Genomic DNA, 21,165 nt, shown 5'->3' on the forward strand with positions numbered 1-21,165 from the left:
ATGATAGTTCTTGGAAGTACATCGGAAGTAGCGCAGGCATTTGTAGAAAAGGCTTTGCAGGAAGGCGAAAAGTTTGAACGGATTTATCTTTTTACCTCAAATAGAGAAACCACAGAGAGATTTGCAAGGCATATTGATGTTAAATTTTTGCAACAATCGGAAATTATCGAATTAGATTTAACGAAAGCAATCAATTATTCTGAGTTTGACCAAATCAACTCCAGTCTGCTTTTTTGTGCAACGGGTTATTTGGGAGAAGGTACAGAAGAAGGCTTGTACGACAATAAAAATACAGAGAGAATTATAGATATCAATTACTCAAAATTAGTTCCGGTAATGAATTATTTTGCTCAGAAATTTGAAAGCAGAAGATCGGGAACTATCATCGGACTATCATCGGTTGCGGGTGACAGAGGAAGACAGAGTAATTTTATCTATGGAAGTGCAAAAGCAGCATTCACAGCTTATTTAAGTGGTTTGAGAAATTATCTTTTTGATAAAAAGGTACATGTAATGACCGTAAAGCCAGGATTTATGGCAACAAAAATGACAGAAGGCTTACCTTTGAATCCGAAATTAACGGCAACACCGAAGCAGGCGGCAGAGTGTATTTATAAAGCATTCAAAAAACAAAAAAACGTGGCATACGTTTTACCGATTTGGGGCGTTATTATGTTAATCATTAGAAATATTCCTGAATTTATTTTTAAGAAATTAAAACTTTAATTGAGTATGAAAAAATTGTATTGCTTTGATTTTGACGGCACTTTGACTTATAAGGATACGATGTTTTTGTATCTTAAATTTTATAATCTATCAAAATTTCGGGTACAGTTTGTAAAACATATTCCGCTTTTTATTTTATTAAAATTAAAATTGGCTGAGACTGAAAAAGTAAAGAAAAGCTTTATCGGTTCTATTTTAAAAGGTCAGCTTCAGACTAAAATCGAAGAAAAATCTAAACAGTTTTTTGAAGAAAACTATCCGAAAATAGTAAGAGAAAATGCCTTAGATTTCATTGAAAATATTGACCGAGAAAATACCGAAAGCCTTATGGTGACTGCTTCCCTGGATATATGGACTAAACCATTTGCTGAAAAATTGCAGATGAATCTTGTTTCCACAAAAGCAGAGTTTAAAAATGGAGTTTTCACCGGAAATTTTGTAGGTAAAAACTGCAATGGAAAAGAGAAATTAGAAAGAATTAAGAAAGAAATTTCAGACGATAAATACGATAAAATCATAGCTTTTGGAGATACCTCAGGTGATAAGCCAATGCTGAAATGGGCGAATGAGGGACATTACCAATTTTTTCACTAATTTTGAAAGGTTAATAAAAATAAAATGAATAAGTTGCTAATTGTATGTTTTGCATTCATCATGAGTTGTACAAGCACGACTGCACAAAAATCTGACGGTATGCAAACTAAAGGAGAAATTCTCGCTTCCGAAACTCAAGGTGGAGCAGAGCAGGCTGGTTTTACAATCATCAAAGATCAACAGCAACTCGAAAAAGAGATCACGGAAAACTTTGCCGCTTCAGGTATGGAGCCAGTCATGCAAATTCCTGTTTTTCCTAAAGATCAAAAAGTTGTTTTGTACAATTTAGGAACTTTCAATTCTGGAGATCACAAGGTTTCAACAATTAAAAGTATTTCTGTGAAGAATAATATTTTATACGTAGAAGTTCCGGAATATCAATCGGGCGGTATGGCAATTCAGGTAATGTCAAACCCTTGGTTTATATTTTCTGTTCCTTCAAATTATCAGTTCAATTCAGTAGAATTAAAATATTCAAAATAAAAAATGAATAAAATATATTTAGATAACGCTGCCACTACGCCGCTTTCAGAAGAAGTTATTGATGCCATGGTAGAAACCATGAAAATGAATTTTGGGAATCCGTCTTCTACACATAGTTTCGGACAGGATGCTAAGATTTTAATTGAAAATGTAAGAAGGCAGGTTGCAGAATATCTTCACGTGAGTCCGGCAGAGATTATTTTTACGTCTTGCGGAACAGAATCCAACAATATGATTATCAAGTCAAGTGTTTCACATTTGGGCGTTGAAAGAATCATCAGTTCGCCTTTGGAGCATAAATGTGTTTCTGAGAGTATTTTAGATATGAAAAACAGGAAGGGTGTTGAGGTTGCTTACATTCGTCCTAATGAAAAGGGAGATATTGATTTAAATAAGCTTGAAGAATTGCTGAAAGCTTCTGATAAAAAGACTTTGGTAAGTTTGATGCATGCCAATAACGAAATCGGAAACATTGTCGATATTAAAAAGATTGCAGAATTGTGTAAAGCAAATAATGCCTTATTTCATTCTGATACGGTGCAGACGATGGCTCACATGAATTTAGATTTGTCTGATATTCCTGTTGATTTTGCTTCTTGCAGCGCCCATAAATTTCACGGTCCGAAAGGAATTGGTTTTGCTTTTATCAGAAAATCAAGCGGATTAAAAGGAATCATTACGGGAGGTCCTCAAGAAAGAAGTTTGAGAGCAGGTACAGAAAATGTGAGTGGTATTGCAGGTTTAGGAAAAGCTTTAGAGCTTTCACTTAAAAATATGGATGGATACACACTACACATGCAGAATATTAAAAAATATACGATCGATAGAGTTTCTGAAGCGATTCCGGGAATTAAATTTAACGGAAGAAGTTCGGAAGCTGAAAACAGTTTGTATACCGTTGTAAGCCTTTTGTTGCCATATAAAAATCCTTTAATCGGGTTGCAGTTGGATATGAAGGGAATTGCTGTTTCTCAGGGTAGCGCATGCTCTTCTGGAGCTTCAAAACCTTCAATGGTGATGATGATGGTGCTTTCTGAGGATGAAATGGATGAATGTACACCTTTGCGTGTATCATTTAGTCACATGACGACAAAAGAGGATATTGATACTTTTGTGGATGCTTTAGCAGAAATTTCGAAAGATTTAATCATAGAAAATACAAATGTTGAGCATAGATAAGCTATTCGCTTAAAAGTGGTAATTTTGATCTCAGAATTTAAATAGAATATTAATAATTAAAAATAAAAAAATGGCTTTAGAAATTACGGACAGCTCGTTCCAAGAAACAGTTTTAAAATCTGATAAACCAGTATTGGTAGACTTTTGGGCAGTATGGTGCGGACCGTGCAGAACTTTGGGACCAATCATCGAAGAAGTGGCAGCAGATTTTGAAGGAAAGGCTGTCGTAGGAAAAGTAGATGTAGACAACAATCAGGAAATTTCTATGCAGTACGGAATCAGAAATATCCCTACAGTTCTTATTTTTAAGAATGGTGAAGTAGTTGATAAATTGGTTGGTGTAACTCCAAAAGAGATCATCGCTGAGAAATTGAGCGCACACTTATAAAAAAAATCGCTTTGATAATGAATGCTTTCCGTGTCGGGGAGCATTTTTTTTGTCTAAATACTTGCAGGTTTCCAGAAATGTTGTATTTTTGCAACCACAATAACAGAGGGTACAAGCTTAGTTATTGTAAGAGATCCGGTAGTTCAGCTGGTTAGAATGCCGCCCTGTCACGGCGGAGGTCGCGGGTTCGAGTCCCGTCCGGATCGCAAAAAGTTTTTATTCAATTTACTTTTAAAAGAAATTGATCCGGTAGTTCAGCTGGTTAGAATGCCGCCCTGTCACGGCGGAGGTCGCGGGTTCGAGTCCCGTCCGGATCGCAGAAAGTTTTTCTCAATTTACTTTAAAAAAATTGATCCGGTAGTTCAGCTGGTTAGAATGCCGCCCTGTCACGGCGGAGGTCGCGGGTTCGAGTCCCGTCCGGATCGCAACTACTAAATCAAAGTAGTACAAAAAGCTTTAAAACGTATGTTTTAAAGCTTTTTTTGTTTTATAACTGTTCAAAAAGAGGCAAAAATGCACAATCTGAAAGTGACCTATTCAGTGACCTATCAACAATGGTTTAAAAAGGTCACTGGAAATTCAGAGAAACCCTGTTCATCAGGTAGTTCAGAAACTGAATATCTTATGATAAGTTTTTACTAAGGTTAATTTTAAATCTTAAAAGCTACACTAAATCAACAAAACATTTAATTTACTTTTCTATGCAAGAAAAACTAAGGTTAATGCATCAGGAGAAGTGCCAATTTATTTACGAATGAATTACTGAGATTAGTACAAAACGTACAATAAAGCCTTTGAAATGGAGTTCTGTTATACAAAAAGTTATAGGTTCCTCAGAAGAAAGCAAATCTCTTAATTTTTATTTAAAAACATTTGAGCAAAAAGTTTACAACACTTATCACAGCCTGATGAAGGACAGTGAGAATGTTACTTGTGAAGTTCTTAAAAATAGGTTATTGGGAAAAGACGAATTTAATAGGACTTTAATTCCAATTTTTGTAGATCATAATGAAAGGATGGAGAGACTGATAGGAAAAGAATTTGCACTTGGAACTTTGGGAAGATATAAGACTTGCCTTAGTCATATCAAAGAATTTCTGAAATGGAAATTCAATCTGTCGGATATTGATATAAAAAAAATTGATTATACTTTTCTGAATGATTTTGAATTCTTTTTAAGAACTGAGAAATCTTGTAATAATAACTCGGCAGTAAAATATATTAAAAACTTTGGTAAAATTATTCGTAGTTGTCTTGCTAATGGTTGGATGGAAAGAAACCCTTTTCTTAATTATAACTCTAATTGTAATGAGGTAACTAGAGTGTTTTTAAATGAACAAGAATTAGAAAAAATGTTTAATAAAAATTTCAAAAATGAACGACTATCGCAGGTTAGATACATCTTTCTTTTTAGTTGTTTTTACAGGCTTAGCTTATATTGATACACAAAAACTGACACAGGATATTATTAATATTGGCTAGATGGTAATAAATGGATTTATACAATACGCCAGAAAACGAAAACGACATCTAATATACCATTACTTCCTAAAGCAGAAGAGATTATTAATAAATATAGAAATCACCCTGTTTGTCTAAACAATGGAAGACTTCTTCCGGTATTGAGCAATCAGAAAATGAATGCTTATCTTAAAGAAATTGCTGATCTGTGTGGTATAAATAAAGATCTCACTTATCATATTGCACGCCATACTTTCGCTGCTACAATAACTTTATCGAATGGAGTTCCAATAGAAAGTGTAAGTAAGATGTTAGGACATAAAAATATTAAAACTACTCAACATTATGCAAAAATTCTTGATAAAAAAGTGAGTGAAGATATGTCAATATTAAGAAGCGTTCTCCAAGCAAAGGAAAAGCTAAAAGAATAATTTGATAATGAAAGGTTAATATAGATGCGGTTGGAATTCATACTTCAATGATCAATTACGGATTATTGCCAGTTAATGACTCCATCAAATTAAGCTTAATCATTGATAATCATAAACTACTCAGAATAAAAGTTGAAGAATGTCACGCGATCACTCCAAGTGGGTCAAGAATTGACATAGGAGCCGGAAGTTCTGAAGCGATTAATTTATCGATTCCATATCCGGAGGCGGCTTATGAAATAAAAGATAATGAGAGCGTAGTTTTAATGGCTTGCCTTTCGGTGAACCATTTTAAAAGAACACCTTTTGGAGAACCTGATCCGGAAGAAAATCCACCAAGATATCCTTACACACAACCAGAATATTCACTAAATCTTGTTCCTCAAAATGAACTTAAAAATACTTTAGGATTTGGTACGGGTTATCTAACAATTGGGAAAATATTGGTCAATGCAGGTGAATCAAGAATTGATGAAGATTATATTCCGCCTTGTGTGAGTATTACAAGTTCAAAAAAATTGCAGGATTTATATGTGGAAATCGACCGTTTTTATGGACAGATTGAACTTTATGCCGTACAAATTGAACAAAAAATTCACGTTAAGAAACAGAACAATTCTTTAGCAGTGATGATGGGACTGATGGCAGATAAAACGCTTAACTATCTTGGTCAGGAGATCAACAGATTCAGATGGCTTTCTCCACACACGCCTCCTGCAAATATGTTGTTGTCGGTTGTTGCTTTGGCAAGGGTGCTGAAAAACTTTATTGATGCAAGATCAGGAGCCGGAAAGGAAGAATTACTGAATTATTTTGCCGAATGGTGTAATGTAAGTCAGGGGCATTTTGAAACTATTTTCACAGACGTTATCAATACAGATTACAATCATAATCATATGGATGTAACCATTGCAAAAGTGAAAATATTTATGAAAACGCTTGAAGATCTTTATTCAGTTCTCAACAGACTAGATTACATCGGTAAAAAACGAGACGGAAGCATCTTCGTTTCAGAAAATACAGATGACAGAGATTCTGTGATTCACGCAAAACGTAGCAGAACTTTTCTTGCAGATTAAAATTAATTAAAACACAAATATTACTTATTATATGGAAGTCCTTAATAAAAAAGAACGATCAAGAGCTTTTTCATTTTTCATCCTGTTTTTCGTTATTACTGTCATTGTATTGCTTATTGCCGTGTTTTTCAATGCCTATTTTCCTTTTAAAGAAAACAGTTTATTGAAAGCCGAAAATTCCAAAATGAAAAGAGAAATGGAAACTCAGGATAAGTTCTCTTTCCAATTGGAGAAAGTAAAGTCGGCGGTAGATTCAATAGGTGTTCCGGGGCAAAATGATTTCTTTAACGAAAAATTATCATTATCAATTCTTGCAGATATGTACAAGCAGCTTCCGAAAGACACACTGAAGAATAAAGTGATGTATAACAATACCATTATGACCTTTAAAGATCTTGTGGATGCTAAAAAACAAATCAAACAATTGTCTGGAAATCAAATGACAATGGATAGTCTTCAAACTATTAACAAAACATTGAAGGATGAGTATGACAAGATAAGAACAGATCTTGATGTTTGTCGTCAATTGTATCAGGCTCAATAATGATGAAAATGAGAAATTCAATATTCATTCTTTTTATTGTTCTCTTTGGAATGTTCCGTGTGGATGCTCAGGAGAAATCTGTTGCCGACAGTACAGATTCATCCTATGCAAGTTTTGACTGTGGAATAGTGCAGACTAAACAGAAACTAGATAAAAAACCATTTGCAAGTACAACGCCTTTGCATCTGAGAGTGAACAACAGCGACTATGTGTACGCAACATTACAATTAGGTAAAAGGAAAAATAAAGTCTTTCTGTACATCCAGATTTTAGATAAAAATGTATGTGTGAAAAAAGATAAGGTTTTAGATGTTTTTTTCAAAACAGGAGAGGTTGTCACTTACAAAAATGGTTTTTCATTGAATTGTGATGGTTTTTTTGCAAAACAGCTTAGTAAAAAAGAATTTGAAAAATTGAGGTTTAATGATATCGATTTAATCAAATTATACACTTACAAAAAGAACTACGAATTGTACGTGAGCGAAGTTCAGAACAGCGATATCGATAATCAGCTGGATTGCTTATCTGCCTATAAAATCAAGAAGACTGACGAAGTAAAAATCAAAAAGAAGAAAAAAAATGAGCCCGCTTCCGGAACTTAATCTCAATCTTGGAATGTCCAAAAGCTCTTCATCAACAGATAAAAGAGAAGAAATTGTGGTGCGAACCGATTCAGGATTTCGTAAGCATACTATTTCGATGATTATTTCGGATGAGGAAGTGGGAAAAGTTCATTTAAAAATAAATAATAAGGAAGTTGAAATTCCTACTTATAAATTGACAGTTACTGATGATAAAACCAATGAAACAGAAGCTTATCAGGTGACAAGAGATACATTGAATTTTGTAAAAACGACCACTAAAAAAAGTATTTTTTCTTTCTTAGGAATTAAACGTTTTGACAAAACTTCTTTTTTATATGAAAATATAGCGTACGAACCGTTGCGTGAGAATATTGAAAAATTTGATATTTCCAGACATCGAAGTCTTAATCAGGAGAAGCTTATTTACCAGCTTTCAGGTAACGGACAAAGTATAATGTTGTATTCGGGGAACATCAATGAATTTGAAAAACCGGATGAAATTACTCAATACTTTATCATTGTTGATAATAATGATGGTCAAAGTTTTATCGGAGATATTTTGTATCGTGAGAAATTTTTAAAACTGACACCAAAAGTAGAATTGCAAATCATCAGAAGAAGCAAAGTGGCGAAGAATTTTGAATATGATGATAAGGGAAATATTAAGAGAACGATTTATTTTTAGAAATAATGAGAGGAATATACTATAAAATACCAATGGATTTCGAGTCAATCGTCAACAAAAAAGACGCTGAGAAAATCTCTATTGATAATTCCATAAGTCAGCAGATTTTTTTGATTTCTACAACGGCTTTAGGAGAATGTAAGTTTGATGAAACCTTTGGTACAGAGATTTGGGAAATGGATTTTGATCTTCTTAAAACTGACAATAGTTTAAAAGAATTCATTGTTGGTTCTATGAAAAAATCAATTGTAATGCACGAAAAAAGATTGCTTTTGGAAGATGTAGAGGTTTCTGTAAAAGACCACAATCTGGGTACCATTGGAAAGAGAAGAATGAAAAAAAGAGTAGTAATCTCTGTAAAAGGACAGGTTTTGGAAACCAACAGACCTTTTCTTTTTCAAAATTCATTTTTTGTAGGACCTCTTTCGTATTAAAAAACACAAATCACAAAATGAATCAGGAAAGAATAAAAGATAGAATATTAAGAAGAGCAGCAAGACTTTGGGGCTACAATGAGCTGGAAGCAGAAACTTCCTTTGATCCGATTGTAAGCTTGCTTCTTTCTGCAACCGCTTCAGAACTTGAAAAATTAGGTTTTGAGCTTGAGAGTTCACGTTCAAGAATCATAGAAAGGATTCTTGAAATTATGTTTCCGGAAGAAGTTTCCGGCGTGATTCCTTCAAGGTCTCTGATTCAGGTTTTCCCTTTAGAAAATCAATCAAAAATATCTTTGTACAATCATTTTAAAACAAGCAAACGCATTCATAATGTATTCAATCCCGTTGAAAGTGGGAGCAAAGATGTCTTTTTTTGTCCGACTATTGAGGCGAAATTGACCACGGCAAAAGTAGAATACATCGCTTACGGAAACATTTTGAATCGGGTTGAGAGTTTTTTCTTTACAGATCATTTGTCAAAAGGAGAGCATCATATTCCGTCAGGTGAAATGTGGGTGGGAATCCATTGCAAAGACAAGACAGACCTTGAAAATTTGATGCTTTATATTGATATCAATAATAATTATCAAAAGGAATTATTTTTTTATTATCTAAAACAGGCGAAGATTTATTTCGGCGAAAAAGAATTTTCACTGAGCGAAGGTTATAATGTAGATCAGGGAAGCATTAATCTTGAAAATATTATTACAAAGAATTACTCGGATCTTGAACATATTTATACGGATGTCAATCAGTATTACTTTTCCAATTTTTTCACTTTAAAAGAGAAATTATCTCATTCTGATAAGCCTCAAAATGAAGAGTTATTTGAAAAGTATTTTAATAACAATAAACTTTCAGAAGATAAAGATATTATTTGGCTGAAATTTAAATTTTCAGAAGCAGTTGTGAGCGAAGTATTGGAAAATGTGAGTGTTACGCTGAACTGCATTCCGGTTGTGAATGTTCACAATGTAAAATCTTATCACAGAGTTACTGGAAGACTTAATATCATTCCGATAAAGTCTGATGATTATTTTATGGATCTTGATTATGTTTCAGATGACAGAGGGCGACGATTTGATGTGAAAAATTATGAGGCAGAAAATAGTGGAATTTCAGCAGTTTTAAGAAAAGGCGGAGTTTCAAGATTTGACCAGCGTGGAGCTTCAGAGCTGTTACAATATCTTTTGGAATTAATAAAAGATGAAACGGCCGCTTTTTCGGGAATCGGCGGAGATTCTGTAAAGGAAACTTTGAGACAAATTAATCAAAACGTTGCAGCATTGCATCAATTAGCAAAAGAAAAAAGTTTCTCACAAGCCAATAATCCGTATTTGGTCATTACTTCAGATTCTCAGGATTCAGAAGTTGCTTGTAATGTTTCATATTGGTTGACACTTGCACAGGAAGGGAGCGAGATAAAGCCTGCAACCATATTAACGGTAGAAGGCTCAAATGCTTTAGCATTAGACAAAACAGCGGTAATGATTAAACCTTCAACCGGAGGAAGGAAAAGCTTGTCGCCACAAGATAAAATTTTAGAATACAGAAATTCATTGCTGACAAGAGGCAGAATTGTGACTGTGGCAGATATCAGAATTTTTGGATTAAATCATTTTAAAAGCACGATAAAAGATGTGGAAGTTTCTAAAGGAACAAAAAAAGAAGTTTCACTCAAAGGAGGATTTAGCAGAACTATTGACATTTTTTTAGTCAGAAACCCAGATGTAAAAGATTCGATTAAAGATTCGGAATGGGAATATTTATGCGAAAGCTTTCTGCTGAAACTAAAAAATGCTTCTGCAAATATATATCCCTATAGGATTTTTGAAAAATAAATATCACTTAAAAACTTTAAGATATTAACTAAACACATTTATTAACCCCTTTAAAAAAAACACTATGTTAACAAACAAAGGAATTGGTGGGAATGAAGTTCCACTAGACGCAAGCGAGGCGATTTTCGAGATCCCTCAAAACAGAACGCTTTTAGCACAAAAACTGACGGCAGATGATCCTGTAAAACCTGAGTTGGTAGAAGGATTGAATACGATTGACAAGGTTTTTGAGCATTTCAAGCCAGAAATTAAAGTAGATTTCGAAGATTCTGAAGGATCTGTGAAAATGGAAAACTTAAAATTCAAAAACTTAGGCGATTTCGGTACAAAAGGAATCACAGGTCAAAGTGGATTTTTAAGTGGATTGGAAACTGAAAAAGACCAGTATCAAAAGATCATCAAGCAATTAAAAACCAACAAAATTCTTAAGGCGGCCCTTGAAGATCCGGATGCTAAAAAAGGATTATTGGATACCCTTCAGTCATTGATCAAAGAATTGGAAAATAACAATACAACACACAACAACTAAAAACACAAACTATGGCAAAGCAAGAAGAATCAGTACAAGCAACTGGTGCTCCGGTATTGGAGCAGAAAAAAGGATCTGCATCCTTAGAAAGCAGCCTTAATAAATTAGCACGTTATGGTGGTTTCGATCTTTTGGAAACTTCCATTGAAGGCGTACAAAATATCAACCCGGACAGAAAGGCAAGAAGAAAAATCTTCCTTACAGAGTTGGCAAAAGAAAAAGAGAGAGAAACGCTTAAGAAAACTCTTGAACTTTGGGCAAATGTTATCAGTAAAAACGATTCGTTAACAGATATGGTTGCGAATTGCGAAGATCAAAGAAAATCTTCTGAAGATCTACTTTCTAAAAACTTGTCGAAAGCGGTTGATATCACAAGAGAATTGGAAGCTAATTACAGAACTGCAGCATTATTCTACAAAAATACAGAATCTGATAAAGTAAAAAATATCACGATTGTGAATGCGAATCTTGAGCAGTTGAAAGATATTGATAATACAAGATTTATTGATACAATTCACGCTGAACTTTCTGACAACTATGACAGATTGGATCTTAAAAGCAACTATGGAATTCTTGTTATTCCAGGGTATTTGGGGTCGAATAAAGTTGTTGAAAAATGGGCAAAACTGGCTCACGAAAACAAAGTGATGTTGGTGACAGATTTCGAGCACCTTGATGAACCGGATGATGTAATGGAAATGTTCGATCAGGCTTATTTGACGGGTGGTGATGTTTACAGAGCGAATGTTTTGATGACTTGTAATTGGTTGGTTGGAAGAGGAAGATTCGAAGATATCAACGAAACTGAAGATCTATTTATCCCGCCTTCTGCAGCTTTAGCAGGAAAAATTTACCATACACTAATGTCTCAGGTTACTGCGGGTAAAAAGTTCGGAGGAATCAACGAAGTTGATGGTGTTAAATTCGATTTGAAGAAAAGTGAAATTGCCAACCTTGAAAACTTAGGACTTATCCCGATGGTAAATGAATATGGGAAGGTAATGGCATTCTCTGGTAAAACATTATTCAACGGAGATAACTTAGGACTTCAGACTTATTCTGTGGTAAGAGTTTTCGATTATGTGACCAAAGTTTTGATGGATTTCCTGAACAGAAGAGCATTTGAAAACTTCACGGCTGTTACCAGAAAAGAAATTATGAACCAAATCGTTCGTTTCCTTGACGGAATTACAGGTCCTGGTAAGCTTATTGAAAATTTTGAAATCAGAAAATTTGAGCAGGATCCTATACAAAAAGACAGAATTCATCTTGATATTCATATGAAACCATATTTCCCGGCTAAAAACTTCCTAATCAAAATGGATGGTCATAAAGGTGACGACGGAAATGAGTGGGAAACAGAATACGAACAGAAGTAAAAAAACTGGATTTCAAACAAGGGAATAGAAGATAGTAAGGCTGTTTTCGTAATAATTTTAAATTATTTTTTCCTATTTGTTGTTCGTCATTTGTGATTTGGTACGCGGGAAATTATTTCCCGCGTTTTTTTATAGGTTTATTTGGACATTATTTAAAAGAAATATTGAATTTAAATTTTTCAACGATATGGTATTATTGAGTATTTATCTTAAATTTTCATTTCTCTATTTTGAGATATATAATTTTGGTTAGATTGTCTATAAAATACAATGGGTATTTAAATGATAATTAAAATCAATTATTTGACAATTATTGATAAAAATAAACAAAATATGTATTGATTTTTTAAATTGATTAAATCGGAATTAATTGTTGTAATAAGTTATTTTATATTGTTAAATTGTTATTTTTTGATAAATTTTAAATAGTAAAATAGATTAAAATTTATTAAAAATTTATTTGTGTTATTGGAAATAATTTATACATTTGACGAAGATATATTCCCTTGTTGGTGATTGTAAAAGATATATAACAAAATGCAAAAGGGTATATTTCCATCATTGGTATTATTGAAATTTTAAACCTAAAATATATTTTTATTATGTCATTTAAAGCAAAATTCAAAGCCGCCGGAATCGAGCGCAACATCTTAGCTGTAGACTTCGGAATGTTACAGCAAACCGACCCAACGGGAAGACCATCTTCCATCGCAAGAGGCGGTAAAATACACTTAACAGTTGAAGGGACAGGAGCAACCGATCTTTTTGAATGGATGACCAATTCATTTGAGAGAAAAGACGGGACCGTTACATTTGTCAAAAGAGACAGTGATGCAACGCTGAAAGAACTGAAGTTCAAAGAAGCTTACATTGTGAAATACACTGAGGATTTCGATTCTACAGGAGAAAATCCGTTGACGGAATCTTTCGTACTTTCTGCCAAAGAAATCGAAATGGGTAATGCTTCTCACAGAAACGAGTGGGTGTAATCTACAACTCTTAAAATCATTTATTTTCATCGGTTTTATTTTTTCTAAACAATTCCATATTGTTCAGTTAGGGATTAAGATATTCATGTGAAATGATTATTTTCAATCCTTAACACCGATGAATAAATTGATTTAAAAACCAGTCAATTACAATTAATTAACACAAAAAAAAGAAAATTATGTCATTTAAAGCAAAATTCAAAGTAGCAGGAAAGGAGTTCACTGCGCTTAACGTAACCTACGGCTTATTTCAGGAAACAGATGCAACAGGAAGACCGTCTACTGTAACAAGAGGAGGTAAGATTGATGTTGTAGTAGAAGGTACCAACTCAACAGAACTTTTTGAGTGGATGACCAACTCATTTGAAAGAAAGGACGGAAGTATTGTTTTTTATAAGAGAGACAGCGATGCTACCTTAAAGGAATTGAAATTTACTGAAGGATATTTGGTAAAACACAAAGAGAACTTCGATTCTACAGGTGAAAATCCATTGACTGAAACGTTTACTATCTCAGCTAGAAAAATTGAACTTGGAGGCGGTTTTTACGAAAATGAATGGCCTGGTTCTATGTAAATTAATAAGAATGGGCAATAAAGCATTGCCCATTTTTTAGTTTTTCAGAGTAAAAAGTGTTGTTTTACCAGAAATGTAGATAATTAATATTCAGGATCAGATTTAGTTTTTATATCAATAACTGGATAGTGAGAACTGTTATCCTGAAACCAAGAATTATCAACCAAATAACTGTCAACCGACAACCACCAACTAACAACTACAACTATGTCTTTTTTATCCAAATTAGAATTAGACGGCAACGTTTACAATATTTTAGAGTGTAAATACAGCTTTACACAGGCAACGGACGGAACGGGAAAACCGCAGGGGATGCCTCAAGGCGGAGAGATCTTTATCCGTATCGAAAGCACCGGAAATCCTGAACTTCTGGGATGGATGCTCGATCATAACCAGACCAAAAACGGAAAAATCACTTTTTTCAGAAGGGATGCAATGAGCAAACTTCAGGAGCTTGATTTTGAAAAAGCATACTGTGTCAAATTCACTGAACATTTTAACTCGGTGAATGCAGAACCTCTACAAATCGAAATGCAATTGATCGCCAAGAAATTTGAGGTCAACGGAGCGATTCACGAAAAAACATGGAAGTAATATACTTTCCAAATTTTTTTTAGATTTAAATAAAATCTTGTGAAGTTTATTTTAAAAACACAAATCCAAATAAATATAGAAAATTATGTCATATTTAGATGATGAAAACGGTTTCGGCCAGGGCAATCTAGGAAGCAATATGCGACTGAATCATCCCGATGATCTCAAAAAATACTTTTCTTCCAAAATGTTCAAGGATTTCCTCGCTGATAAAACCAGTCCTCTGGTTTATTGCACATTGAGTTTAGACGGGAAACCTTTTTTGGATAAATCGGGTTTTTCAATTAACCTGAATCAGAATACGAATGATCACGACAACTTCACCATTATCGTTCCTGATGATGCTTTAGACAGTTTTCAGGGTTATGTGATGGAGAATTCCAAGAATATTTTAGGAAAGAACATCACGATCAATCTACATCGTTTTGGTGATGTACGCCAAATGTTCAGCGGCATTGTTGCCAATGTGAAAAACAAGAAAGAAAACGGCTACGGAAAACTCTATATCAGCGGTTATTCACCAAGCATCCTGCTTGAAAACGGAAAAGACTGTCAGAGTTTTGAGAATAAAACGTTGGATGAAATCATAAAATCGGCCACTGCAGAATATCCCGAAAACTGTAAAGTATTGGTAGAAAACCCGAATACGAAATATGCTTTGCCTTACACGGTACAATATAAAGAATCGGATTATCAGTTTATCAAAAGACTGGCAACTCGCTACGGAGAATATTTTTACTACAACGGCCAGAGTATGGTTTTCGGCAATAAAGTACAGCCAATTGTTAATCTTGAAGAAAATATTGACCTTATCGAGGTTGAAGTTGAAATGAATATTAAACCGCAAGACTTTAGTTATTCGGTATTTGATGTGCAAGGCGGAAGTAAAACCGACAAAGATTCTTCATCCGCACAGGTTCAGTATAAAGAAAATCCTTTTCAGGCGATTGCCATTACAGCATCCAAAAACGTGTACAAGAAGAAGCCCGAAATGCTTTTCAACCACACCGGAATCTCCGTCAGCACCGACCATGAACTGAAAGAAGCAATAAGAAAGGAAAGAGAAAACAGGGAGAATCTGGTTACCGTAAAAGGCAAAAGCAAAGATCCCGAACTTAAAATAGGTGGCAGAGCCAAACTGATCGACATCAACGGCAGGGCAATGGAAACTTACCGCATCACGGAAATCAAACATTACCACGATGGCAATACGTATTATAATGAATTTGTGGGTATTCCGGATCTGTTCAATGCGCCTTATCAGGATGACGAAGCTGTTCCTTTTGGAGAAAAACAGTCTGCAAGAGTTTTGGACAACAATGATCCTTCTGGAATGGGAAGAGTACGGGTGCAGTATCCGTGGCAGGAGAAGAAGGGAGAGAAAACACCCTGGATCAGATTGATACAGCCTCATTCGGGAAGCGGAAAAGGTTTTCATTTTATCCCGGAGATCGGGGAAGAGGTATTGGTCGATTTTGAAAGTGGGAATGCGGAGAAGCCTTTTGTGGCGGGTACGCAGTATAATGGGAGTGAAACGAGTTCGTACCACACGAGCGGAAATGATAAGAAGGTGATTCACACGAGAAGTGGAACTAAAATTATTCTGAATGATGCGGAAGGCAGTGTTTTTATAGAAGATCCGAGTGGGAATACTTATTTGATGGATGGTGCTGGAAATATTAATGTCAATGCACCGAATGATATGACGTTTACGGCGGGGAAAGATATTAATATTTCTGCTGGAAGAAACATGTCAACTAATATAGGGAAGAATAGTACCATATATGTTGGAAATGATCATACTGAAGCAATTACAAAAATGTATACTCAGGTATCTGAAAACAAAAATGTTACTGTTAAACAAGATCAAACAGAAAATACCGGAAATAAATTTAAGAGCGTGTCTGGAGAAGCAGATATACAGACCTCTATAGGGAATTTAAAATTGAGAGGATCTTCTTTGGCAGTGTTTCAAGGAGGAAAAGATGTGAAAGTTAGTAAAGGATGAAATGAAATATTATGAGAAATAATAAATTTTCATTTGTTGCCGATGAACATGATTCTAATCTCAACAAAGATCCGGATTTAACAATTATCGGGGAATCTAAAGGCTCCGTTAGTTCTAAAAAGGGGAAAAGCAGTTCAGAACATAATGCAAAACTTAATAAAAAGAGAGAGGAAAAGCAGAAAAAATCGACAGAAGACTCTCCTCTTGAAAAGAGAGAAGTTGTTATGAACGGAGCAAAGCTCAAATGTCCTTATGCTCAAACTCAGGGAGAGTTAAAAGTTACTTCGAATGAAATCAATCTTCAAGATCAGTTATGGGCAACAGAGGGTGATGGTAATAATATGATAAACCTACAATTTAAAGGAACTTGTGGACATCCTAAATGGTCTGGGCAAACTCCTCCCCCTTGTATGAGTGTTATAAAATTAAGCCCTTGGCAGAACTTGGGGACTTCTATTGTACAGGAACAGAAAGTTTTGATAAAAGAATCTTTTATCACTTGTGAGCCAACACCAAATGTAGCTGTTGTAAAAAAGCAAGAAAGAAAAATGGAAAATACAAATGATGAAGCATCCCCTAAAGATGGAATACTATACGCCTTTTTAAAAAAATAATAATATGGTTCTTTTTTTAGATTTTGAAAACGATAAAATCAATATGACTTTTCATCCAGTGCCAAAAAGTAAAGCAAAAAAATATAAAGTAAAAATCTATGCAAAAAATTTAAGTGAAAAATTAGAAAAAGTTCATGTATACACATCTAAAGATTGGGATTTAAAAAAGGATGTAGAGAATTCCCATGATTTTACAATAAATTATGTGTTTTATAACCAAGTTGCCAAAAAAATACAAAAGAAACAATATCTACCTAATAAGATTGAATTGTTTTTTAGTGTTGTAATGAATGAAAATGAACTTGTAGCTAATAATAGCTTTATAATTCATTTTGTCAGATATATACCCAAATTATTGAATATTAAAGGTTGGGTAAATGGCGAAAAGTTGCAAAAGATATGGTTTACAAGTGGAAATAATCCAAATAAAAAACTTGTTGATCCAAAACTTGATGCTATAACATGGGAATGGATAACCCAAGAATCATCAGAGGTAAAAAGTGAGTTTGATGATTTCCATAAAGATACAACGACTAAATTAAAAGAATCAAATAGTGCATGGAGTAACAAAATTCAGGAATCTTTACAAGGTGAGATTAAGAAAATGGCAAATGATGGTCTAGTAACCAAACCAACAAAAGGAAATAAGACAACAACATTTGGAGTAACTAGTACAAACATACTAGACCTTAAAGGTGAAAAAATTCCTCTATATGAAAAATACTATTTTAGCTCTCAATCATTTAATGGGGCTTTTGATTTGGGTGTGCATTATTTTTATGACGGAATAGATGATTTCATTGCAGCAATAGCTAATTTTAATTATCATGTTTTTGCTACTGGAAAATTAGAATATATAGAAAGGTACCTAATGGATGACTACATTCGAATTAAGGTTGAAAAATTACACTACTACGTTAAAGATGGGTTTGATTTTGTAGATGATGACCCGAATGAACCATCTCAACCTTTGGGATATTGGAAAATATCTGATGATGGGAGTACTGTTGAAGTGTTAAAAGATGCACCTGACTCCAACTTATTGAAAGAATACTTTGAAGTTACAAATAAGGATTACAGAAATTACAGAGATGATCATAAGAAAGGATATGACTACTATCTGTATTCTACTTTACATGAAGAAAACGTTAATATAACATTTGATTATGAAAGCTAATTTTTTTTGGATTTTTGCAATAATACTTATAGTTTTTACAATTCTATATTTTTTTCGACCTAAATATAATGAATATGCAATTTACAAAAGCCCCAATAATAAGTATGTAATGAAGATTTTTGTTAAGAAAAACACGTATCATCTTTCTTTAACAAGTGAGGCTGATTACAAAAAAGCATATGCTGTTTTAGAAGATAATAACGGTAAAGTTATATATAACCCTCCATTTTATAACCGTCAAACTTTTTTATTGGGCGATTTGAATATTGAGTGGGACTTTACTGAAAATAAAGTATACTATACAAAATTTGATTTTCTTTCTTTAGATTAAAATAAAAAAATGTCAGATAGTTTAATTTCTCATCAATATGTTGAAAATAGTCCTGGATTGCAGGAAAAAAATGTAGAATCTTCTTCTCAAGAAAAAGATGAATATTCTGTAAACCCTAATCAGAAAGTATATGATATGCCACATCAGCTTGATCATGAAGTAAATGTGGTGAAAATCTATTTTGCAGAGCAAAAGCCCAAAATGAAATGGGAAAACAAAGAAGAACCCTACACCGTACAAAGTGTAAATGGAGCAACGGCAAAAGCAATAAAAGATAAAAAAGAAGGTGATCTGAAAAAACTAAAAAAAGAGATTAAGAATATTCAAGTATTAGATTCTGCAGATGATACTAAAGTGCTTTCTGATATTACAAAATTAAAGAAAGCTGAATCTGTCAAAATTAAATGGGAAGAAAATGTACGTCAAAAAGATGCTGAAGGAAAACCTGCTTTTGAATATTCACAGATAAACAAAATATCAATTAAGAAAAAAGTGTGGGTTGTAGCAAACTGTGAAGGAACAACAGGAAAACTTACCATTCAAATTAATGAGAATAAGCTTGAAAATGAAGATCAGATATATGAGAATCCAATTAAGTTTTTAATTGGTCAAGAAGAAAAAGATAAAATTGAGTTTCAGATTAAAGGTTTAATAACTTATTCAAAAGAAATCACTCTACGCCCCAAAAGTGAGGATGATCTAAAAAAACTGATTGAAAAATTTGATAAAAGAAAAGATAAAAATGCTTTTCTATATTTTAAAGCCGAAGTTACCGAAACCCAGGACGAAGTAAAATTTCCTGATGACACTCATGAATTTTTAAATAAGGATGGAGAAAGGTTGGAAATTGATGTGGTTAAATTACCTCCATGGGTTGATATTGCAATAGTTGAAGAAGCTAAAATAATTAGAGAATCTACTCATTGTGAATACATTAAAGATACATATCATGCAAGTACAGATAATGCACATATGAAGAGATGTGGAAGCGAAAAAGATGCTACTCGTGCTAATTCTGCTTGGTGTGGGTCATTTGTTGCATATTGTTTAAAAACATCCGGTTATAAGTACCAACCAGACCCAGGTGCGATTTGGCATGGTAAAGTAAGTTTGGTTAAAAGAAAGGATGGAGCCCCCTATGAAACAACAGAAAAATGGGGAATAAAATATACAGAAATGTATATTGGGGGGATAGTTGAATGGCATAATGATGGTCATACAACTATTATTGTAGGTATTGATAAGAGTAACCCCCAAAATTATATTGTACTGGGAGGTAATCAAACAAATGGTGTACGATTTTGGACAGCCCCTAAAACAAAAGTACATCCATATTGTATTTTTCCAATTGATTATAAAGGAGAGTTAATACCTCTTGAAGAAGTTGAACCTTCTGATTTAAGTTCAAATGCAATAAAATATGTTGAAGGTGAAACTGGTTAAAATTAAAACATGAAAAAAATTTTTATATCACTAATGGTTGTTTTTTTTTCATTTCAAAATGGAGAGAAAAAGAATGTTAGAATAAATGATACGGATGAAACCACTATCGAGTCCAACGATTCAATAAAAAAAATTATCAAACAACAAGTAATGCATGGATATGGTATAAAAGAAAAAGGATTGGATATAGAAAATAATTATAATTATAAAAAAGAAGATTACGAAGTTATAAAATCCGTGTCAAATAATATTTTAAAAAAACATAATTATAAAATAATAAATGAAAAAAAATTCAAGAATAAAGTATCAATTATTTTTGGATTTAAAAATGTAAATAAAAATGTAAATTTTTTAATTGAATATCCTTGTCAATTAAAAAAAGTAGCTTACCAATTGGATATAAACTACATTACTAGTAACAATAACCCCATTTTTATTGATTTTAAAAATAATATTCTTTTTGAAGCACTTTTCATCCCTGAATTAATAAATTATGAAACTTTATATCCGGACTTATTCATTAAAGAAGATAAAATTAAAAGAGAAAAGATAATTGATAAAGAAGTTGTACAGGTTATAAGATGGAAAGATGTTCCAAATCTAGCTGAGAATCGCAAAAAGAATATTCAGAAACTAGTTGCACGCAATAAATATTTGTTTAATGATGATAAGTCCTATTTTGTGTGGCTTACAGAGAATGATGAATATTTCATGGAAAGCTTGGTGAAAGTATTTGGATATACTAAAGATCGAGAACTTTTAAAATGGGTTGTGGGAAAAACAGTATACAAAGAAAATGACCCTCAAGAATACGGCAGAATATTATGGACAAAATCCTGTGACGGGAAACTTACTATTCACAACAATACTATCAAGCTATTTAAAGCAGATTCTACCAATAAAGAAACCATAAAAAAGGATATTAAAAATTATATAACATATTTGAGTGGTAACAAAATAACAGAATTAAATCATCTAACTCATGAAGAGAAAGATAAAATTATTTTAGCCATAAAACCTATTATAGAATAGTTTCAAAAGAATGGATTCTCATATACATTTCCCAGTAGATATTTCTCTCCAACTTTCCTTTG

At 33.3% G+C, this 21,165-nt stretch carries 24 protein-coding genes and 3 tRNA genes; all 27 read left to right on the forward strand.

Translation table 11 applies throughout. The features are described from left to right. The 27 genes from MQX03_RS18410 (at position 1) to MQX03_RS18535 (ending at position 21,103) form a co-directional block, all read left to right on the forward strand. On the forward strand, positions 1-726 hold the full coding sequence (locus tag MQX03_RS18410) for an SDR family NAD(P)-dependent oxidoreductase (protein ID WP_242804796.1): 726 nt from the start codon (positions 1-3) through the stop codon (positions 724-726). 6 nt (positions 727-732) lie between these two features. Next, a complete protein-coding gene (locus tag MQX03_RS18415) occupies positions 733-1,320 on the forward strand; it encodes an HAD family hydrolase (protein ID WP_242804798.1) in 588 nt (195 codons plus the stop codon). Between the two features lie 24 nt (positions 1,321-1,344). Next, complete coding sequence (locus tag MQX03_RS18420; protein ID WP_242804800.1) at positions 1,345-1,803, forward strand: hypothetical protein; 459 nt, start codon at positions 1,345-1,347, stop codon at positions 1,801-1,803. A 3-nt stretch (positions 1,804-1,806) separates the two neighbouring features. Continuing rightward, positions 1,807-2,982: a cysteine desulfurase family protein gene (locus tag MQX03_RS18425; protein ID WP_242804802.1), complete on the forward strand. Its 1,176-nt coding sequence runs from the start codon at positions 1,807-1,809 to the stop codon at positions 2,980-2,982. 70 nt (positions 2,983-3,052) lie between these two features. After that, the gene (gene trxA, locus MQX03_RS18430) at positions 3,053-3,370 is read left to right on the forward strand and encodes a thioredoxin (protein ID WP_047445614.1); all 318 of its coding nucleotides are present in this window, start codon (positions 3,053-3,055) and stop codon (positions 3,368-3,370) included. A gap of 132 nt (positions 3,371-3,502) precedes the next feature. Continuing rightward, a tRNA-Asp gene (locus tag MQX03_RS18435) sits at positions 3,503-3,576 on the forward strand. 37 nt (positions 3,577-3,613) lie between these two features. Further along, positions 3,614-3,687: transfer RNA gene (locus MQX03_RS18440), tRNA-Asp, on the forward strand. Between the two features lie 34 nt (positions 3,688-3,721). Then, positions 3,722-3,795: transfer RNA gene (locus tag MQX03_RS18445), tRNA-Asp, on the forward strand. A 369-nt stretch (positions 3,796-4,164) separates the two neighbouring features. Beyond that, positions 4,165-4,812 (forward strand): phage integrase SAM-like domain-containing protein, encoded by a 648-nt coding sequence (locus tag MQX03_RS20560; RefSeq protein ID WP_317225045.1) that lies wholly within the window; start codon positions 4,165-4,167, stop codon positions 4,810-4,812. A gap of 120 nt (positions 4,813-4,932) precedes the next feature. Further along, positions 4,933-5,262 (forward strand): site-specific integrase, encoded by a 330-nt coding sequence (locus tag MQX03_RS20565; RefSeq protein ID WP_394801759.1) that lies wholly within the window; start codon positions 4,933-4,935, stop codon positions 5,260-5,262. Between the two features lie 47 nt (positions 5,263-5,309). Next, entirely contained in the window at positions 5,310-6,341 is a 1,032-nt protein-coding gene (locus MQX03_RS18455) for a type VI secretion system baseplate subunit TssK (RefSeq protein WP_242804804.1), read from the forward strand. 31 nt (positions 6,342-6,372) lie between these two features. Further along, positions 6,373-6,885 (forward strand): type VI secretion system TssO, encoded by a 513-nt coding sequence (tssO, locus tag MQX03_RS18460; protein ID WP_229986058.1) that lies wholly within the window; start codon positions 6,373-6,375, stop codon positions 6,883-6,885. A gap of 8 nt (positions 6,886-6,893) precedes the next feature. Then, positions 6,894-7,487 carry a hypothetical protein gene (locus MQX03_RS18465; RefSeq protein WP_242804806.1) on the forward strand — a complete coding sequence of 198 codons (594 nt, stop codon included), beginning with the start codon at positions 6,894-6,896 and terminating at the stop codon, positions 7,485-7,487. Then, a complete protein-coding gene (locus tag MQX03_RS18470) occupies positions 7,465-8,154 on the forward strand; it encodes a hypothetical protein (protein WP_242804808.1) in 690 nt (229 codons plus the stop codon). The genes MQX03_RS18465 and MQX03_RS18470 overlap by 23 nt, the downstream gene beginning before the upstream one ends. Positions 8,155-8,159: 5 nt before the next feature. Continuing rightward, positions 8,160-8,588 (forward strand): GPW/gp25 family protein, encoded by a 429-nt coding sequence (locus MQX03_RS18475; protein ID WP_242804810.1) that lies wholly within the window; start codon positions 8,160-8,162, stop codon positions 8,586-8,588. Between the two features lie 17 nt (positions 8,589-8,605). Continuing rightward, a complete protein-coding gene (locus MQX03_RS18480) occupies positions 8,606-10,432 on the forward strand; it encodes a type VI secretion system baseplate subunit TssF (protein WP_242804812.1) in 1,827 nt (608 codons plus the stop codon). A 64-nt stretch (positions 10,433-10,496) separates the two neighbouring features. Beyond that, positions 10,497-10,961 carry a hypothetical protein gene (locus MQX03_RS18485; RefSeq protein ID WP_242804814.1) on the forward strand — a complete coding sequence of 155 codons (465 nt, stop codon included), beginning with the start codon at positions 10,497-10,499 and terminating at the stop codon, positions 10,959-10,961. Positions 10,962-10,972: 11 nt separating this feature from the next. Continuing rightward, positions 10,973-12,340: a DUF5458 family protein gene (locus tag MQX03_RS18490; protein ID WP_242804816.1), complete on the forward strand. Its 1,368-nt coding sequence runs from the start codon at positions 10,973-10,975 to the stop codon at positions 12,338-12,340. Positions 12,341-12,942: 602 nt separating this feature from the next. Continuing rightward, positions 12,943-13,329 carry a type VI secretion system tube protein TssD gene (gene tssD, locus MQX03_RS18495; RefSeq protein ID WP_242804818.1) on the forward strand — a complete coding sequence of 129 codons (387 nt, stop codon included), beginning with the start codon at positions 12,943-12,945 and terminating at the stop codon, positions 13,327-13,329. Positions 13,330-13,508: 179 nt separating this feature from the next. Further along, complete coding sequence (gene tssD / locus MQX03_RS18500) at positions 13,509-13,904, forward strand: type VI secretion system tube protein TssD (RefSeq protein ID WP_242804820.1); 396 nt, start codon at positions 13,509-13,511, stop codon at positions 13,902-13,904. 207 nt (positions 13,905-14,111) lie between these two features. Beyond that, complete coding sequence (gene tssD, locus MQX03_RS18505) at positions 14,112-14,498, forward strand: type VI secretion system tube protein TssD (RefSeq protein WP_242804822.1); 387 nt, start codon at positions 14,112-14,114, stop codon at positions 14,496-14,498. Positions 14,499-14,583: 85 nt separating this feature from the next. Next, positions 14,584-16,506: a type VI secretion system Vgr family protein gene (locus tag MQX03_RS18510; RefSeq protein ID WP_242804824.1), complete on the forward strand. Its 1,923-nt coding sequence runs from the start codon at positions 14,584-14,586 to the stop codon at positions 16,504-16,506. An 11-nt stretch (positions 16,507-16,517) separates the two neighbouring features. Beyond that, a complete protein-coding gene (locus MQX03_RS18515; protein ID WP_242804826.1) occupies positions 16,518-17,120 on the forward strand; it encodes a PAAR-like protein in 603 nt (200 codons plus the stop codon). A 4-nt stretch (positions 17,121-17,124) separates the two neighbouring features. Continuing rightward, a complete protein-coding gene (locus MQX03_RS18520; RefSeq protein WP_242804828.1) occupies positions 17,125-18,297 on the forward strand; it encodes a DUF6402 family protein in 1,173 nt (390 codons plus the stop codon). Beyond that, entirely contained in the window at positions 18,287-18,628 is a 342-nt protein-coding gene (locus tag MQX03_RS18525) for a hypothetical protein (RefSeq protein WP_242804830.1), read from the forward strand. Before MQX03_RS18520 ends, MQX03_RS18525 begins: the two co-directional genes overlap by 11 nt. Positions 18,629-18,637: 9 nt before the next feature. Beyond that, positions 18,638-20,071, forward strand: coding sequence for a C40 family peptidase (locus MQX03_RS18530; protein ID WP_242804832.1), 1,434 nt, complete (start codon positions 18,638-18,640; stop codon positions 20,069-20,071). Positions 20,072-20,080: 9 nt separating this feature from the next. Further along, on the forward strand, positions 20,081-21,103 hold the full coding sequence (locus MQX03_RS18535) for a hypothetical protein (RefSeq protein ID WP_242804834.1): 1,023 nt from the start codon (positions 20,081-20,083) through the stop codon (positions 21,101-21,103). The last annotated feature ends 62 nt before the right edge of the window (positions 21,104-21,165 follow it).

The organism is Chryseobacterium aahli (assembly GCF_022699665.1).
GTDB lineage: Bacteria > Bacteroidota > Bacteroidia > Flavobacteriales > Weeksellaceae > Chryseobacterium > Chryseobacterium aahli.

Coding starts and splice junctions, on each gene's coding strand:
- MQX03_RS18510 (WP_242804824.1), top strand. CDS start 14,584: ATGTCATATTTAGATGATGAAAACGGTTTCGGCCAGGGCAATCTAGGA.
- MQX03_RS18480 (WP_242804812.1), top strand. CDS start 8,606: ATGAATCAGGAAAGAATAAAAGATAGAATATTAAGAAGAGCAGCAAGA.
- MQX03_RS18410 (WP_242804796.1), top strand. CDS start 1: ATGATAGTTCTTGGAAGTACATCGGAAGTAGCGCAGGCATTTGTAGAA.
- MQX03_RS18475 (WP_242804810.1), top strand. CDS start 8,160: ATGAGAGGAATATACTATAAAATACCAATGGATTTCGAGTCAATCGTC.
- MQX03_RS18490 (WP_242804816.1), top strand. CDS start 10,973: ATGGCAAAGCAAGAAGAATCAGTACAAGCAACTGGTGCTCCGGTATTG.
- MQX03_RS18485 (WP_242804814.1), top strand. CDS start 10,497: ATGTTAACAAACAAAGGAATTGGTGGGAATGAAGTTCCACTAGACGCA.
- MQX03_RS18515 (WP_242804826.1), top strand. CDS start 16,518: ATGAGAAATAATAAATTTTCATTTGTTGCCGATGAACATGATTCTAAT.
- MQX03_RS18425 (WP_242804802.1), top strand. CDS start 1,807: ATGAATAAAATATATTTAGATAACGCTGCCACTACGCCGCTTTCAGAA.
- MQX03_RS18535 (WP_242804834.1), top strand. CDS start 20,081: ATGAAAAAAATTTTTATATCACTAATGGTTGTTTTTTTTTCATTTCAA.
- MQX03_RS18525 (WP_242804830.1), top strand. CDS start 18,287: ATGAAAGCTAATTTTTTTTGGATTTTTGCAATAATACTTATAGTTTTT.
- MQX03_RS18455 (WP_242804804.1), top strand. CDS start 5,310: ATGATCAATTACGGATTATTGCCAGTTAATGACTCCATCAAATTAAGC.
- MQX03_RS18520 (WP_242804828.1), top strand. CDS start 17,125: ATGGTTCTTTTTTTAGATTTTGAAAACGATAAAATCAATATGACTTTT.
- MQX03_RS18415 (WP_242804798.1), top strand. CDS start 733: ATGAAAAAATTGTATTGCTTTGATTTTGACGGCACTTTGACTTATAAG.
- MQX03_RS18470 (WP_242804808.1), top strand. CDS start 7,465: ATGAGCCCGCTTCCGGAACTTAATCTCAATCTTGGAATGTCCAAAAGC.
- tssD (WP_242804820.1), top strand. CDS start 13,509: ATGTCATTTAAAGCAAAATTCAAAGTAGCAGGAAAGGAGTTCACTGCG.
- MQX03_RS18465 (WP_242804806.1), top strand. CDS start 6,894: ATGAGAAATTCAATATTCATTCTTTTTATTGTTCTCTTTGGAATGTTC.
- MQX03_RS18420 (WP_242804800.1), top strand. CDS start 1,345: ATGAATAAGTTGCTAATTGTATGTTTTGCATTCATCATGAGTTGTACA.
- tssD (WP_242804818.1), top strand. CDS start 12,943: ATGTCATTTAAAGCAAAATTCAAAGCCGCCGGAATCGAGCGCAACATC.
- tssD (WP_242804822.1), top strand. CDS start 14,112: ATGTCTTTTTTATCCAAATTAGAATTAGACGGCAACGTTTACAATATT.
- trxA (WP_047445614.1), top strand. CDS start 3,053: ATGGCTTTAGAAATTACGGACAGCTCGTTCCAAGAAACAGTTTTAAAA.
- tssO (WP_229986058.1), top strand. CDS start 6,373: ATGGAAGTCCTTAATAAAAAAGAACGATCAAGAGCTTTTTCATTTTTC.
- MQX03_RS18530 (WP_242804832.1), top strand. CDS start 18,638: ATGTCAGATAGTTTAATTTCTCATCAATATGTTGAAAATAGTCCTGGA.